Source organism: Cellulosimicrobium composti (genome assembly GCF_009711085.1).
In the GTDB taxonomy this organism is placed as follows: domain Bacteria; phylum Actinomycetota; class Actinomycetes; order Actinomycetales; family Cellulomonadaceae; genus Cellulosimicrobium; species Cellulosimicrobium composti.
Window position 1 is genome coordinate 1 of sequence record NZ_WMKA01000069.1, and the last position, 14,179, is coordinate 14,179.

Annotated in this window: 17 protein-coding genes; 7 read left to right on the plus strand and 10 right to left on the minus strand. The window is 68.8% G+C overall.

Features of this window, described 5'->3' with window-relative positions; translation table 11 throughout:
- From GJV82_RS19605 to GJV82_RS20920, 7 genes are all read left to right on the plus strand, one after another.
- Positions 1–683, plus strand: a 683-nt coding sequence (locus GJV82_RS19605; RefSeq protein WP_196217306.1) for an HAD family hydrolase, incomplete at its 5' end; no start/stop codon positions are given.
- A 186-nt stretch (positions 684–869) separates the two neighbouring features.
- Positions 870–1,199: a hypothetical protein gene (locus GJV82_RS18095; RefSeq protein ID WP_155100183.1), complete on the plus strand. Its 330-nt coding sequence runs from the start codon at positions 870–872 to the stop codon at positions 1,197–1,199.
- 235 nt (positions 1,200–1,434) lie between these two features.
- The gene (locus tag GJV82_RS18100) at positions 1,435–2,004 is read left to right on the plus strand and encodes an RNA polymerase sigma factor (RefSeq protein ID WP_051471903.1); all 570 of its coding nucleotides are present in this window, start codon (positions 1,435–1,437) and stop codon (positions 2,002–2,004) included.
- Positions 1,994–2,656: a hypothetical protein gene (locus GJV82_RS18105; RefSeq protein WP_155100184.1), complete on the plus strand. Its 663-nt coding sequence runs from the start codon at positions 1,994–1,996 to the stop codon at positions 2,654–2,656. The genes GJV82_RS18100 and GJV82_RS18105 overlap by 11 nt, the downstream gene beginning before the upstream one ends.
- Before the next feature lie 3 nt (positions 2,657–2,659).
- A complete protein-coding gene (locus GJV82_RS18110) occupies positions 2,660–3,676 on the plus strand; it encodes an ImmA/IrrE family metallo-endopeptidase (RefSeq protein WP_155100185.1) in 1,017 nt (338 codons plus the stop codon).
- An 81-nt stretch (positions 3,677–3,757) separates the two neighbouring features.
- A complete protein-coding gene (locus tag GJV82_RS19610; RefSeq protein ID WP_179151529.1) occupies positions 3,758–3,913 on the plus strand; it encodes a hypothetical protein in 156 nt (51 codons plus the stop codon).
- Between the two features lie 60 nt (positions 3,914–3,973).
- Complete coding sequence (locus GJV82_RS20920) at positions 3,974–4,099, plus strand: MJ0042-type zinc finger domain-containing protein (RefSeq protein WP_143314478.1); 126 nt, start codon at positions 3,974–3,976, stop codon at positions 4,097–4,099.
- Positions 4,100–4,524: 425 nt separating this feature from the next.
- Here GJV82_RS20920 and GJV82_RS18120 read toward each other — a convergent pair whose 3' ends face one another.
- The 10 genes from GJV82_RS18120 to GJV82_RS18160 form a co-directional block, all read right to left on the minus strand.
- Positions 4,525–5,538, minus strand: coding sequence for a zeta toxin family protein (locus GJV82_RS18120; protein WP_024841894.1), 1,014 nt, complete (start codon positions 5,536–5,538; stop codon positions 4,525–4,527).
- A gap of 26 nt (positions 5,539–5,564) precedes the next feature.
- Entirely contained in the window at positions 5,565–6,011 is a 447-nt protein-coding gene (locus tag GJV82_RS18125; RefSeq protein WP_034605257.1) for a hypothetical protein, read from the minus strand.
- A 56-nt stretch (positions 6,012–6,067) separates the two neighbouring features.
- Complete coding sequence (locus GJV82_RS18130) at positions 6,068–6,499, minus strand: DUF192 domain-containing protein (protein ID WP_155100186.1); 432 nt, start codon at positions 6,497–6,499, stop codon at positions 6,068–6,070.
- Entirely contained in the window at positions 6,496–7,278 is a 783-nt protein-coding gene (locus GJV82_RS18135) for a Fic/DOC family protein (RefSeq protein ID WP_196217307.1), read from the minus strand. Before GJV82_RS18135 ends, GJV82_RS18130 begins: the two co-directional genes overlap by 4 nt.
- The gene (locus GJV82_RS19615) at positions 7,275–7,475 is read right to left on the minus strand and encodes an antitoxin VbhA family protein (protein ID WP_196217308.1); all 201 of its coding nucleotides are present in this window, start codon (positions 7,473–7,475) and stop codon (positions 7,275–7,277) included. The genes GJV82_RS18135 and GJV82_RS19615 overlap by 4 nt, the downstream gene beginning before the upstream one ends.
- A 53-nt stretch (positions 7,476–7,528) precedes the next feature.
- On the minus strand, positions 7,529–8,551 hold the full coding sequence (locus GJV82_RS18140; protein ID WP_155100188.1) for a toprim domain-containing protein: 1,023 nt from the start codon (positions 8,549–8,551) through the stop codon (positions 7,529–7,531).
- A 50-nt stretch (positions 8,552–8,601) separates the two neighbouring features.
- The gene (locus GJV82_RS18145) at positions 8,602–9,804 is read right to left on the minus strand and encodes a hypothetical protein (RefSeq protein ID WP_155100189.1); all 1,203 of its coding nucleotides are present in this window, start codon (positions 9,802–9,804) and stop codon (positions 8,602–8,604) included.
- A gap of 1,022 nt (positions 9,805–10,826) precedes the next feature.
- Entirely contained in the window at positions 10,827–11,168 is a 342-nt protein-coding gene (locus tag GJV82_RS18150) for a helix-turn-helix domain-containing protein (RefSeq protein WP_155100190.1), read from the minus strand.
- Positions 11,165–12,274: a tyrosine-type recombinase/integrase gene (locus GJV82_RS18155; protein WP_155100191.1), complete on the minus strand. Its 1,110-nt coding sequence runs from the start codon at positions 12,272–12,274 to the stop codon at positions 11,165–11,167. The genes GJV82_RS18150 and GJV82_RS18155 overlap by 4 nt, the downstream gene beginning before the upstream one ends.
- Before the next feature lie 625 nt (positions 12,275–12,899).
- The coding region (locus tag GJV82_RS18160; RefSeq protein WP_225873478.1) for a glycoside hydrolase domain-containing protein at positions 12,900–14,179 on the minus strand (1,280 nt) is incomplete at its 5' end.

The following is a 14,179-nucleotide window of genomic DNA, read 5'->3' on the forward strand; positions in this document are numbered from 1 at the left end:
AGGTGGCTCGCGCGACCCTGCGTCGCGCCGAGCTGCGCACAGGCGTGCGCGCGTCGACGCCGGGCGTGGTCGACCTCGACGACGCTCCGCGCCCGCTCGGCGCGATCCTCGACGACGGGTGCCTGCCGCGCGGCGCGGCCAGCGTCGTGACGGGTTCGACGTCGCTCTTGCTCGCGCTGCTCGCGACGTCGCAGGGCACCTCGGACTGGCTCGCCGTGGTGGGGGCGCCCGACCTCGGGATGCTCGCGGCTGCGGACGCCGGCGTGGCGCTCGAGCGCGTCGCGCTCGTGCCGCGCGCCGGGGACGATCCCGCCGGCGTCGTCGCGGCGCTGCTGGACGGCATGACGTACGTCGTCGTCGGGCCGGACGCCCGGCTCACGACGTCCGAGCGCCGGCGGCTGCTCGCCCGCGCGCGTGAGCGCGGCTCCGGGCTCGTGAGCGTGGGCCCGTGGGAGCAGGCCGCGGTGCGCCTCGACGTCGTCGCGCACCGGTGGTCCGGCACGGACGCCGGCGGCGGCTACCTCCGGCGGTGCGAGCTCGACGTCGCCCGGACGGCACGCGGCGCCACGGACCGGTGGACGCTCACGCTCCCGACCCCGGGCGGGCTCCTCGTCGATCCCATTGAGGGGCAGGCGCGGCCCGCTGCCCGGGCGCGGGGCGCATCACTGCGCCTGGTCGGGTGAGCCGCCCCGAGTGCGCCGTCAGCGCTTCCCGAGGGCCGCGAACGGTGACGCAGGTGACGCCGGCACGCTGGGCGAACTGGGTCTCGGGGCCGCCCGTAGCGATGAGAGCGCCGGTCATCGCGGCGTGGCAAGAGAACGTGCCCCATATTTGCCCCAACGCTGGGGCAGTTTTGGTACGATGGGGTTATGACCGAATCTCCTGACCTCGAAGCAGCCGCTACTCGTGCCGTCGCGCAGGCTCGCCTCCTCGCTCACCGCGCAACCCTGGAGGCGGAAGTGGCCGTCTCCCAGGCAGCCGCGCTCCTGCTGCGCTCCGGCATGTCGCAGCGGACCGTCGCTCAGCTCACAGGGCTAAGCAAGTCCGATGTTGCCCGGCGAGCCAAGACGCCTCCGCCGCTCGGCGTTGCCTCGAGCCAAGGCTCGGACACGCGCGTTCGCGACTTCGCGCACGAGTGGATCTGGGGGGACAAGACGACCGCCGACGCCGTCGTCGCAGAACTCCTGCGCGACGAATGAGGGCCGCACGCACCACCCATGGCGCGCCGTATCAGAACGGGCATAACAGGCATATATGACATAACGAACGTTATCGGCATCTCTAATCGGAGATTTCACCCGACCGATGGCCCCACCGACACGGCTTCTCGGCCATCCTCGTGATGGCGCCCGAAGGCGGGCTAACTACTTGCCTGCCTCGCTCGACTACGTGCTGAAGGGAAGGTGAAGTGTGGAGCGGACTGGCGAAGCGGAGGTGGAAGACGAGCCTTCCGTCGCGCATGCGTGTCGCGGCGCCGCTCCGGACTTGGCGGCCCTCTACGCGCAACACCGCGGCGCGATGTACCGCGTCGCATACTCAACGCTTCGCCCGTCAGGAATGGTGGCCTCCGCTGAGGATGCTGTGAGCGCAGCAGTCGTATCGCTCATGAAGAGCGGCCTCCCGACGAACGTCGTCAACTGGGAGGCCTTCCTCGTCAAGGCCGTCAAGCGCAAGGCGCAGGACATCGTGAAGTCGGCGGCCGTTCGGCGCGCCGGGCCGTCGCTCGACGACCTGCATGGCCGAACGGCCGACAGCGACGTCGGCGAGGAGGTGGCAGAACGAGTCGACCTCGAGCAGCAGATCTCGCGTATGCGTGCGAGCCTCGACGTTCTCAACGAGAGGCAGCGGCTCGTGGCCGTCGAACACATCGGACTGGAGCGGCCTCGGGCTGAGATCGCGGCACAACTGGGCGTGACACCGGCAAGGGTCAGCCAGATGAAGCTCGAGGTGCTGAAGTTGCTTCGCGACGCAATGGACGGAAGGAGGACCAACGATGAACGATGAAGAGCGAGAGCGCGTTGTTGACGCGCTCTCAAAGCGCAAGCACCGAACTGGAGAGGTCCTCCGCGGCTCCGGCATCGGAGCGGACGAGCTCGCAGAGTTGAGCGCGCTGGCTGACACGAGCGAGTTGCTGTGGCTTTCGCAGCATGAAGCGCCTCCCCTCGAAGCGGACCCCGTCGCAGCGATGCTGGGGCTGGTCCCTGATCAGCAATGCACCTTGGATTCCAAGGCGTTCGCCCGTGCAAGGAAGAAGGCGGGTCTCAAGCCGAGCGGGATCGCATCGCGCCTCCGTCAGCGAGGCTGGCAGACCTCAGACGCTGACGTCTTCCGATGGGAAACCAGAACGGCGCACGACGTTCCGCCGGCGCTCATCCAGGCGCTGGCGGAGATCCTTGGAAGAACGGTCGAGCAGCTTTCGCTCGGGACGAGCGACACACCAGAACCAGGCTTGCTTGAGGAACTTCGTCGCAGTCCGAAGTTTAAGGAGCTCGTCGCCCGTTGGGCTCGTGCGCGGCACGTATCGCTACCCGTCGCGTCCGCCACCCTGCAGGGGCGTCTTGTCGCGACGGTTCATCGGGGAAACGCTCCAGACACGGCTCAAATGCTGGATTCGTTGGATGCTCTCGTCGCCGCAGTCGAACCGCCTCCGGAGTGATCGGTGAACATCGATGCGGTCGTCGCCCGCGCGGTCGCGACCTTGCCCAGTGCCGCTGCAGACCGTTTCGCTTACGAGCCGCTCGAGGTGATGCGAGCAGACCTCAGCCTGACCGTCACTGCCGTCGAGCGGCTCGCGGGCTCACGAGACGACGGCGGCGCCTGCGACGGGGTGTCGTTCCTCGAAGACGGGGTGGTGCTCTACGCGCCCACGGAGAGCAGCCGGCGAGAGAACTTCACGCTTGCGCATGAACTCGGGCATTGGCTTGTCGAACACACACCAGGTCTCTACGACTGGATCATTGACCAGCCTGATCCGGGTCCCCTGCTCGAAACCGTTTGCGACCGCATCGCGCAGAGGCTCCTGCTTCCGAGTTCACTTCTGGACTCCACCCTCCCCCCCAGGACGACACTGCGAGCTCATCACCTGGTCGATCTGTACAACGCCACACAAGCAAGTCGCCCTGTCTGTGCGATCGCGTTGGCGCAGAAGCTCCCCAACTTGGGGGCAGTCGTCCTGATCAACCGCTACACGCGATCCGTCAGCCACTCGAGCATCCGGCCCGACCCCGATGAAGGGTGGCCCAGGGTGTACCCCTGGCGCGGCCAGACGCTCTCGCCTACGCACCCGATGCTGACCCTCGCTGCGGGCGCGACTACGAGCAAGCGAGTCCGGTGGACAACTCCATGGGGCATGTACGCCGATTTCTACGCCGACCTGTTCGGCGAGACGAACCGAGTCATCGCGATCCTCTCCGCCATAGACCTCTGGGGCGTCGATGCGTTCCACGCGCAGCAACAGCGCGAGTTCGACACCCGGCCGCTCCTCACCGGCTACTGCTGCGACGCCGACTTCGAGATTCGCCAGTACCCCTGCTCAGGATGTCAGGGCCCAACCTGTCCGCGCTGCGGCCGATGCCGCTGCGATCGCCAAGCCGAGCGCGAGGCGCGGTGTGCCGGCTGCTTCATGATGTTCGCCAGCTACCTGCTCGAGGACGGGCGCTGCGAGGACTGCCGCTAACTCTCCTGCCCCCTGCCTCGACTACCTGTTGAGAGCCCCCGTGCAAAGACGGGATGGGCTGTCAGGACGGAGGTGAGAGGTATGGCGAAGAACACCGGCAAGGGACACCGCGTCGGCGCGGTCCGAGGCCGCAGCGAGTTCAAGCGCGGTAGCACCTGGTTCAAGCGCGACACCACGACCGGTCGCATCCTCAACGGCAGCCCGAACCAGCACAAGGGCGTCCGCAACGAGAAGTAGCAGAGGGCCGGTGGCGCAAGCGCGCCACCGGCCAGCACATTCGACGACCCGGAGGTCAGCATGAAGCGCAGCTCGCGCGGCTACACCGTCACCTGCCCCCACTGCCGCACCAAGTTCGTGATCGGTGGCTACAGCCCCGGTCTGATTCGATGCGGCAGGTGCGGCAAGGCCTTCAACCTTCGGTAGCCCTGCTCCCCTGTGAGCAGGCGCCGCCTGCGGAAACTAGAGCTCGGACCAAGGAGATCAGATGTCGACAAGAAACGTCTGGCCGCGTAACCGGTACGCCGGCCCCGGAGGCGGCCTGCATGCGGGACCCGGCGGCGGGCTCTACGCCGGGCCGCGCGGCGGGCTCTACACCGGACCCGGCGGCGGTCTGTACGCGGGACCTGGCGGCGGTCTGTACGCCGGGCCCGGAGGCGGGCTCTACACCGGCGCCCACGGGGCACGGTCCTACCGCTCAAATTGGCCACCACTGAACTGCCTGATCCCCGTGCTCCGTGACCGTGGCCTGGACTACGCCGCAGACCTTCTGGCGCGCGCACACAACCTGGCGCTCTAACTCGGCAGCGGCTACGACTGCACAAGCGGATCGATAGGCCGGACCTCTCAGTTCACTCCCGCTCGTGCTGCGGTCCCCGAGTGGATCGAGCGGGGCCACGTCGGGCCTGAAGAGCGAAGCTCGCGGCCGCCCGGGCGCGGCTTCTGATGAGGCTGGAATCGACGAGGTCACCCCCGCGCTGGAACCGGCCGAGGTCGGCCTCTACCTGCATGGGTACGCCGTTGTTGGGAGTCCAGAAGCGTCGGTAGCGCAGCACGGCCGGGCATGCCTTCGCGAGTGCTGCGGCCGATTCTTGGGATCGTGCGCGTCCGCCGGGGCCGTTGAAGACGTCGCGGGCGTAGACGCTGGGGACCCAGCGGCCGCCGAGCCCCTCCCCCGTGATGACGGCGCCCTCGTAGGACTCGCGCCAGCGCTGGGCGATGCGGGCTTGGGAGAGCTCGTAGGGCACCTCGACGTCGACGACCTCGACCTCGTACCCGGCCTCGGCGAGCCGGTCGCCGAGCGCGATCGCCGCGTCGGGCTTGGACAGCACGGAGTCGATGACGACGTTCGTGCCCTCGCGCAGCGCCTCGTCGCGCAGCAGGCGCGCGAGGTAGGAGGACTCCTCGTGGACCAGGGCGGCGAGCTCGAGAGGGAAGAACGGCTCGCCGCCCGCCTCGCGCTCGCGCACGGCGTCGGGCTTGAGGAACGTCTCGTAGCTGCCGTCGGCCAGGGCCTCGCGCAGCAGCTTCTCCTTGAACTTGTCGGCGTCGACGACGAGCCAGGCGTCTTTGTCGAGCCCGAGCACGTTGCCCTGGACGTGGCCCTTGCCGGCCCCGGGCGGTCCGGCCAGCACGATCGCCTTGCCGTCCTGGCGAACGCCGGGCGCCTCGGCGCGCGCCTCGTCGCGGAGCCGTCGCCACAGCGCACGCCGGCGGGCCGTGGGCTGATCGACCTGACCGTCGATGAACCACGCGGGATTGTTCAGCGTGGAGTGGGGTCCGTCCTTGTCGAGCGGCCCCCCGGCGCGGGAGAACTCTCGGACGGTCTCGCGGTGGGCCGCGTGGAGGTCATGGTCGTCAGGCACGCCGCAAGTGAAGACTGTCGGCCCGGTTACCGTCCACTCTTGCGGGTGAGCACGGCGTCGTAGGTGTCATCGTCGAGCAGCCCGTCGTCGAGCGCGCGCCCGACCTCCTCGAACGTCCCGGGGGCGTCCTTGACGAGCCAGTCGAAGCCGTCGGTCTTGGGTGTGCGCGCGTAGGGCCAGCGGGCGAGCTCGTCGATGACGCGAGGTCGGTCGATCTGGCCGGCGGCGTACCGCTCGGCGATCTCGTACGGGCTGGCGCCGCTGAATCCCTCAGCCACGTCCGGCACACGCTCGGCGGCCTTGAGAGCCTTGTGCACCGCGGGCTGGCTGATCGCGAGCACCTTCGCGATCTCCGTCTGCGACATGCTGGCTGCGAGCTTGCGCACCAGGCGCAGTTCGTCGAGCCGGTCGACGACCTGCCGGTGCCGCAGACGCACCACGGCCTCGACGTCCGCTGTCGGAGCTGTCGTCATGGGGTACCACCTTTCTCTATAACCCAGGATATAACGCTGTTCTGGCCAGTCGCTCGTCAGGGAGCGCCCCGCGTCACCTCGTCGCCGACGTCGACGCCTGACAGGGCTCCCGCCGGCACCTCGAGCAAGGCGGTTGCTGGGGCAGGCGGGGCCCATCGTGGGCAGGTCGTCTGGTCGGGCTCGGTGCACGGGTCGAGGGTCGCAACGCCAATCACGCGGTCATCGTCGATCCAGGCGACGTCGATCGGGACCTGCATGCCAGCCATCCACATCTGGTGCTCGGCGCGTTCTCCGAACTGGAACAGCATCCCGGTGTCGGCAGGGATCTCCTCGCGGCCGGCCAGGCCTTCCTTCTGCTCGTTGGCACTGTCCGCGAGCTCGACGGCGAACACCTCTCCCCCGACCTCGACCGTGGCCTCGGCCCGCGGCGAGCTGCACGCGGCGACGACGGCGACGGCCAGGACTGCGAGGCCGCGGCGCGGGTTCATCTCCCGTAGTCCCTGCCGGGTGCTCCCGGTGCGGGACGGTTGACGCGCGCGACGGCCGGCGCGGTGGCGGACGGGCGGGCGGTGGACGGCGGTCGGGAGGCGGCGACCAGGCGCAGGGCGTCGTTCACGTGGTCGTCGATCGCGCCAGCCTTGGTGGTGATGCGCGCGAACATGGCGCGCAGCGGGCCGCGGTCTCCCGTGCGGGCCAGGCGGGAGGCCTGGTCGTTCTCGGACTCGTAGCCGGGCCTGCCGAGCGTCACCCTGGTCCAGTCCAGGCGGTGGCCGGACTCGCGAGCCAGGGCGGTGATGAACTCGCGCTGGACGCGCCCGTTGCCCTCCCGGAAGGGGTGGGTCTGGTTGACGACGTCGTAGACGCTGGCGAGCGCGCCCGGCACAGCGCTCGGGTCGAGGGTGCGCAGGTTGTCGGTGTCGCGCAGGTAGGTCGCCACGGCGTCCATCGCGTCCTCGATCCGGTCCAGCGGCGCGAACCAGCCGTCTCGGCTCTTGCGGATCGACACCGTGCGCACGTCCCCGGCCCAGTCGTACACGTCTTGGAACAGGTGTCGGTGGATCGCTCGCAGCCCGGCAAGGTCGTACGTCGCCGGTAGCCCGTGCTCGCGCAGGGTCAGCGCCCGGGCCTCCACGCGCCGGTCCTCGCGCTCGCGCAGCATCTCAGGTGTGGTGGCGCCGACGCGGTTGCGCAAGGTTCGCCCGTCGGCGAGCAGATACCCGTCCCAACGGGCCTGCTCGTCGCCGCTCTCCCAGGGGCGTTCGGTCAAGGGCTGGCTCCGTCCTGGTCGCTGTCGAGCGCGATCGTCTGTCGCATCAGTTCCTCGGCGTCGATCTCGCCGCGGACGTACTTGTCCTGAATCACGCGAGCGGCGTCGCTGGTGCGTCCGCCCTCGAGCTGGGTGCTGTGTCGGATGCGCTGGGCATCGTCGGCGCGCTGGGCGCGCTCCTCGTCGCTGATCGGCATGCTCTTCCTCCCGGTCCTGGCGCATGCCAACCTAGCCGGGCCCAGATACCGGCTCAGGTGGTGCCGCGCGCGGCGGCCGCGGCGATCGCGAGCTCGCCGGCGATCACCCCAAGGTCGGTGTGCGGGGCCAGGCGGGCGTGCAGCTGCGTCCCGACGCGCGACAGCGGCACGTCCGCGATGCGCGCGACGAGGGCGGCCGCGGCTCGGAGCGAGTTGATGCGCCCCTCGACGGTCGTCAGGTCGTGACGAGCCAGGACGACGTCGACGACGACGGACACCAGGCTCTGGGGCTGGGCCAGGCGCTCGGCGAGGGCCTGGCCGTGGCCGTCCTGGATGAGCTGGGCGGGGTCGGTCCCGTCGGGCAGGACCAGGGCACCGGCGGTGCCGGCTTCGTCATCGGTGAGCAGGTCCCATGCGCGCACCGCGGCCGCCTGGCCGGCAGGGTCGGCGTCGAACGCGAACACCGCTAGGGCGACTGCGTCGGCGTGGATCGCGCGCACGCGCTCGAGGTGGGTCGCGGTGAGCGCGGTGCCGCAACCGGACAGCGGCACGACGGGTGACCCGGTGCGGCGGATGGCCTCGACGTCCAGGGCTCCCTCGACGACCACGACCCGCGCGCCGGCCTGGATGCGGCGGACCGCGGCCGGGTCGATCCCGTACAGGTCCCGAGACTTGTCGAACGCGAGCGTCGTCGTGGTGTTCAGATACTTCGCGGGGGCGTCGTCGACGTCGTCGGCCGCGGGGTTGCGTCGAGCGGTGAAACCGATGATCGCGCCAGTCTCGTCGCGGTAGGGCAGGACCATGCGGTCACGGAAAACGTCCCCCACTCCCCCAGCCTCGGTGCGGAACGCGAGGCCGGCGGCCACGAGCTCGTCGGGGCTGTACCCGCGGCCGCGCATGCGTCCCACGAGCCGGGCCCATCCCTCGGGCGCGTACCCGGCCTGCAGGCCGCGCAGACCGCGCCGGGCGAGGTAGCCCCGGGTCCAGTCCTCGGCCTGGTTCGCGTTCCAGCGCCAGTACTCCCACGCGGCGGCGTTGATCGCCACGACCCGCTCACGGGTGAGCTTGACGGTCATTTCAGGCCTCCCGGCGGACGACTGGCAGAGTGTCGATATCTGAGGGTGCGCTATTCATCGCAACCGCCCCTGTCGCCGGTCGTTGTGGTCCGCGCCGCGAGGTAGTCGGCCCAGCCGGTCTGGGAGTGGACTGCCCATTTCGCGGCGGTGCTCTGGCTCAGGCCGAGGAGCTCGGCGAGAACTGGTGCTGGCAGCCGCTCAGCGAGGCGAATGAGCGCAAGGTGGCGGCTGGCTCGCACGGGGATCCCGGCCTTGTGCAGGTTGACCGCGATTTGGCGCGTGCACAGGTGAGTTCCCGGGAGCGAGGGCGAGGGCAGCAGCCATCTGTTGTCGCTCGCGCCCGGGACGAGAGCGTAAGGCTTGTACCGCGCGATCTGCGCAAGTCTGGAGATGCGTTCGGCGAGCACGGGCGGGAGCGGGACCGGGCGGTCGGCGAGGACGAGTCGGACGACACCGTCCCGGGTGTAGACGTCGCTGGTGGTGAGTCGCTGGATCCGGGTGAGGGGTAGGGCGAGAATCATGACGAGCAGCCCGGCGACTTGTGTCTCGAGCGACACGTCGGGATCGGCGAGGAGGGTCTTGATGCGAGCGTCGTGCTCCTGGACGTCAGCGAGCACGATGGGTTCGTCGGGCTGTCGGAGGGGGACGACGAGGCGGGCATCGACGAGTCTGCGGTGGCGGGCCCATGTGATGAAGCCGGTCAGTTGTGCTGCCCGGTTGCGATCGCCGCGCAGGTGGCGGTCGAGGTCTGCTTGGGTCAGGTCAGTGAGGGATCGCCCTCGCCGGTAGAGCCAGCGCAGCAACCGGATCGCCTCGCTGATGCGCCGGCGGTCGCCGTGGCCGGCGGAGAAGCTGTAGTGACGGCGGGCTGCTCGCCGCCGCGCGCGTCGCAGGACGCTCCATCTGGCATAGGGGCCGATCACCGCTGCGTGTCCGGGCGGGAGGCCTTCGAGCTGGTGCTCGAGCCACGCTTCGAGACGGCCGAGTGCTTCCTGACGCGGCGGCAGGACTCCGCAGTGCACGAGCACCGCTCGCAGGTGGTCGAGCGCGAGCGTCGCTGGCCTGGCGTCGAGGTCGGCGTGGGTGACAGGCCGGGGAAGCCGTGCGATCTCGTGGAGTAGATCGGTCGACGTGCTGCGCTGCAGCCAACGCATGGTGGAGTCTGGGCGCGGGCTGTTCGTGATCATCGTGAGCAGGGGGTTCAGCCACGGGGGGACGGTGCCGTCGTCGCCCGCGAGCAGGAACGTCGCCATCTCGCGTCTGGAGCAGGACAGACAGGTGCGTGAGTAGTAGAACTCTCCCGAGGCCGCGCACCGGTGGCACCTGTAGTCGTACTCGGGTGCCCCTGTGCAGGGCCCGCACGCCTCGCCGTCCGCAATGCGGCCGACCAGTACAGCGGTCTGGTGACACCTCGCGCAAAGGCGGGGCGTGCGAATCGCTCGCCGGGAGCATGCGCGGCAGACCGGGCCGATCGGCCAGTGCACGTGCGCCGGTCGGTCCTTCCCGCAGAGTCGGCAGGTGTGTGTCGGCTCGGGGGCGCAGCGTCTGCACAGGTCGGGCCTGCCGTCCCGTGCCCTGAGCACGACGGGTTCGAGTTGCCCGCACCCGCCGCAGAGTCGCGGGTCTCGCTGGTGGCAGACCTGGCACAGTGGGCCGGCCTCCGTGACGCGCTTGACGTGCTGGAGTCGTCCGCAACTCGCGCAGACGCGCCGCGGGCGGGCGCAGTTCTCGCACCGCGGCCGGCCGTCGTCGTCGCGCGTGTACGGCGCGGAGTACTTGCCGCAGTCTGCGCAGGGAACCGCTCGCTCGGGTTCGGTGGCGTAGCAGCGCCGGCAGATCAGACCCTCGGGTCGGCGAGCGGTCGGGTGCCCGAGCGCCCCGCAGCGGGCGCAGACTTGGCGGCGGCTCTTGCTGCGACACCAGTCACAGCACCGTCCTTCGTCGACGCGGCCCGAGAGACGGCGGTTGGTCCTGCCGCACACGACACAGCGCGGCAGGTCGACGTCGTAGCTGGCGTCGTGCAGGGCGAAGGCCAGTCGCACGAGCGCGGGCGGGCAGTGCGGGTCGTAGACGGCCAGAGCATCGGGCCTGCTGGCGAGATGGCGGTCCAGAGTGCGAAGACTGCGCGCACTGCTCCACACACCTGCAGCCCGAAGAACATCAACCGCCGCCGCCCGGGCCTCGTCGACGCCGATGTGGGCAGCAACGACGCGGACGATCCGCTCACGCACCACAGCCTCAGACTCGACCGGCCAACGAACGCGGTCGCCACCCGTCACGGCGCCGAGTCGTGCCGAGGTCGGCGGATCTGTGTCCGACGCGCCTGCGGCTTCAACGGGGTCACGGGTGCCCCGGTGGTCGCGTCCTTGCGGATCTCCTCGTTGACGACCTTGGGCGTGATGAGATCGTTCGGCGTGCACGCGAGGATGTCGCAGAGCGCGACCAAAGTGTCCAGACTCAGACGCTGCGGGGCCTGGGTCACAAGGCGATAGACCTGCTCACGCGAGAGCACAATCCCGCGTTCGGCGAGCAGCGGCTGCAGCTCGCTCGTCGCGTACAGGCCGTGCTCAGCCATTCGCAGCCGCAGGTGCCACTCGTAGCCCATCTTCTTGATCATGCTTGCTCCAAGTGCTCGCCATAGATCGTGTCCAGTGCCCGTGCCAGCAGCTGGTTGCGGTAGGACGCCGACACACCGGTGTAGATCGACGTCGTCGAAGCGTGGGCATGCCCCACCTGCTCCTGCACGAACCGCACCGGGTAGTCGAACTCGATCAGGTGCGTCACGTACGAGTGCCGAAGACAGTGCAGATCCAAACCGCCGTCAAGTCCCGCAGCGTCGCGCGCCGTAGTGAAGGCCTCGTTGATCGCCCTGCGCGACAACCGCGTGCCGCGCTCGCTCACCCACAACGCCGGCGACGCGTCCTTCCCCAGCGGCCCCCGCACCTCCTGCAAGTAGTGCGCCAACACGTCCACCACCCAGTCCATCTCCGGCACGAGCAGCACAGTGCGCCGCTTCGAAGGACCGCCGCGCGACGCCTTGCCATGCCGGACCGCAAAAGTCCCGACACGCCCAAACCGCGGGGCTTTCGCGTTCCCGCGCAGATCGACCAGGTCGGCACCGAAGAGCTCGCCGCGACGCAGCCCGAACGCGTAACAGGTCTTGAGCAACGCCGAGTCCCGCAGCGCGGACAGCGAACCCTTCCGACCCCTGCGCCGGATCTCATCGACCGACCCGTCAGCAGCGTCGAACAGCGCCTGGACCTCGTCGAACGTCAGCGGCCGACGCCTCGGCTCACCCTCGTACTCATCCTTGTGCAGCACCGAGTTGTCCTCGTGAAACACCTCCCGCGGCGCGGCCCCGAACCTTCGAACACACTCGGCGCCCCACTCGTACCGGGGATCACGCACATAGGCGCAGAACATCCGGATGGAGATCTCGTAGTTGCGGAGGGTAGACAAGGCCCGCGGGGCGGGCCCCGACCGCAGCGAGCTGATCCACGCCTCACCTTCGGCCGGCCCCCACTGCCACGGGTACAGCCCGCTGAACTGGACGAAGCGCCGCACCATGCGCAGCCGCGCCGTGATCGTCGCATCCCGAAGGAAGCGAGCACGTTGCTGCCTCCCCCACCCCTCCAACATCGCCTCCAGCACTGCCTGCGCCGGATCCAGCGCCACCACGTTGCGTTCAAGCACCGAGGGAGCCGAAGCACGGAGATCGTCCATGAGATCGTTGTATCAGATGCAAGAATCTGATATCCAGTGCACGCGGGGATGGAGATCGTGGCGACGCCTGAGCAGTGATCCGGAGATCACTCTCACCTCGCCCGACACCCGAGAGGCCGACACCAGTTCAGGCGTAACTGCTTGATATCGTCGCGCACGGTAGACCGGTCGCGACCGGACATGTTGCGGAGAGGATCGACATGCGGCGTCGGGCAATGTGGTGGTGCATCGGAGCGGTCGCCATCGTTGGGCTCGCACTTGGTGTCGGCCTGGTCGCGCCGGTTGTCTCCGTCGAGATTGACGACACGTCCACGCCAACGATTAGCCAGGCGCACCTACCACCGGGTGTGGAGCCGACGAGCCAGAGCATTGAGTGCGCATCGGGAGGGTGCTGGCTTCGACTGCAGTTCGACTCGGAGCGTCTCCCTACTGCGGCCGGCGACGACCTCCTCCAGATGCACGGGAACTGCGAGACAGTCGCACTATTCGACCGCCGGCAGGTTTGCGCATCGGTCGAGATCGAAGATTCAATACTGATCGTCGATCTGTCGTTCAAGCGATCGCTACGCCTGTAGCCTCGAGGCCCACGCTGGGCGTTCGCGCCGAGCGTGGGCCTCGGAGTGAGCTACAGCGCTGCGGCTCTTGCGGGACCGTTCAGGCGGCTTTCGAGGAACGAGTAGAGCCCGAAGCTCCGCTCGCCGTAGGCGATCGCGTCCTGGTTGGTCCCGTTGTATCGGGCCAGCGTGTCCTTGATCTCTTGGTCCGTGAAGAACGTGGGCTGGGAGATGTCGATGCCTCGGTCCGCGGCGGACCAAAGCAGGACGAGCGCGCACATCCGGATGTTGAAGGCGTCGTCCTCGTTGAGCCGCATCCAGAGATCACGCTGCTGGTGCCAGTCGTCGACGTCGTAGCTGGGCTCGTCGGTCAGACCAAGAGCCCGCGCCCAGTCGATGACTTCGGCAGCGACCCAGGCGAAGATCTGACTGACCCCCGTAGAAGCGTCTCGCCTCTGCACAGGAGGCGGCACGGGAGCCGGTGTGACCGCCTGCTCCGCTGCGCTGAGCCCGTCCCACCACTCCTTCTGCTCGAGATACGCGTACGTTGCCCGGACGATCGCGTCCGTGCCCACGTCAAGGATGTTCTCTACTGAGCTTTCCCAGAGAACAGCGGTCTCGATGAGAGACTTGCGCATCCCGTAGCCCCGCGCCAGGGACGTGAGGAGGTCATCGTGCTGCCCGAGGATTGCCTCGAAGACGTCCTGGGGAGGATGCAAGACGACGGCCTGCTGGATCGGGGTCGTGGCCTGCTCGAACCACCAGAAGTAGTCCTGGATGAAGGTGCTGTAGTTGGGAATCGAGGCGAGCGGCGTCGGAACGTCAAGAACGGGGGCGTCCACGTCGACCACGCTCTGGCCGATGTCGCGGCCTGACGCGATGTTGTTGTCGATGTTGATCAGCCCGGTGCCCGTGCCGATCGTCTTGGTAGCGATCTGATCGAAGGCCCAGTTGGACGGCAGCAGGTAGCCCAGGTTGCCGCTGAAGCCTGTCGACATCCCCGACACGAAGCTGAGCTTGGCGTAGCCTCGCGCCGAGACGCGTGCGCAGACATTGCGTGAACCGTACACGCCCACTCGGTACTTACTGCCCAGTTCGGCCATCGCAGCAGCGATGGCGCGGAAGTGCGGGAGGATGTTCGCGTCGATCTCCGCGTCCTGGGCGTCGTAGTCGACTGCGAAGTAGACGACCGTGCCTCGCTTGAAGCCGTGGGCGAGCGCGGCGTTGAACGCGTCCCGTGCGTCGGCTCGACCCTGCGTAGCGTTGAAGTACGAGGCTTCTCCTCCGTAGGTCTGGTAGATGGGGAAGACCCTCAGAGGTGTTCTCACCAGGACGGATGAGGTGACCAGCG

Bases quoted from the DNA above. Each gene is read 5' to 3' on its own strand.
- GJV82_RS18130 (WP_155100186.1), bottom strand. From the start codon at position 6,499: ATGAACCCGCGCCGCGGCCTCGCAGTCCTGGCCGTCGCCGTCGTCGCC.
- GJV82_RS18150 (WP_155100190.1), bottom strand. From the start codon at position 11,168: ATGATCAAGAAGATGGGCTACGAGTGGCACCTGCGGCTGCGAATGGCT.
- GJV82_RS18095 (WP_155100183.1), top strand. From the start codon at position 870: ATGACCGAATCTCCTGACCTCGAAGCAGCCGCTACTCGTGCCGTCGCG.
- GJV82_RS19610 (WP_179151529.1), top strand. From the start codon at position 3,758: ATGGCGAAGAACACCGGCAAGGGACACCGCGTCGGCGCGGTCCGAGGC.
- GJV82_RS19615 (WP_196217308.1), bottom strand. From the start codon at position 7,475: ATGCCGATCAGCGACGAGGAGCGCGCCCAGCGCGCCGACGATGCCCAG.
- GJV82_RS18125 (WP_034605257.1), bottom strand. From the start codon at position 6,011: ATGACGACAGCTCCGACAGCGGACGTCGAGGCCGTGGTGCGTCTGCGG.
- GJV82_RS18145 (WP_155100189.1), bottom strand. From the start codon at position 9,804: ATGGCGACGTTCCTGCTCGCGGGCGACGACGGCACCGTCCCCCCGTGG.
- GJV82_RS18140 (WP_155100188.1), bottom strand. From the start codon at position 8,551: ATGACCGTCAAGCTCACCCGTGAGCGGGTCGTGGCGATCAACGCCGCC.
- GJV82_RS18155 (WP_155100191.1), bottom strand. From the start codon at position 12,274: ATGGACGATCTCCGTGCTTCGGCTCCCTCGGTGCTTGAACGCAACGTG.
- GJV82_RS18105 (WP_155100184.1), top strand. From the start codon at position 1,994: ATGAACGATGAAGAGCGAGAGCGCGTTGTTGACGCGCTCTCAAAGCGC.
- GJV82_RS20920 (WP_143314478.1), top strand. From the start codon at position 3,974: ATGAAGCGCAGCTCGCGCGGCTACACCGTCACCTGCCCCCACTGCCGC.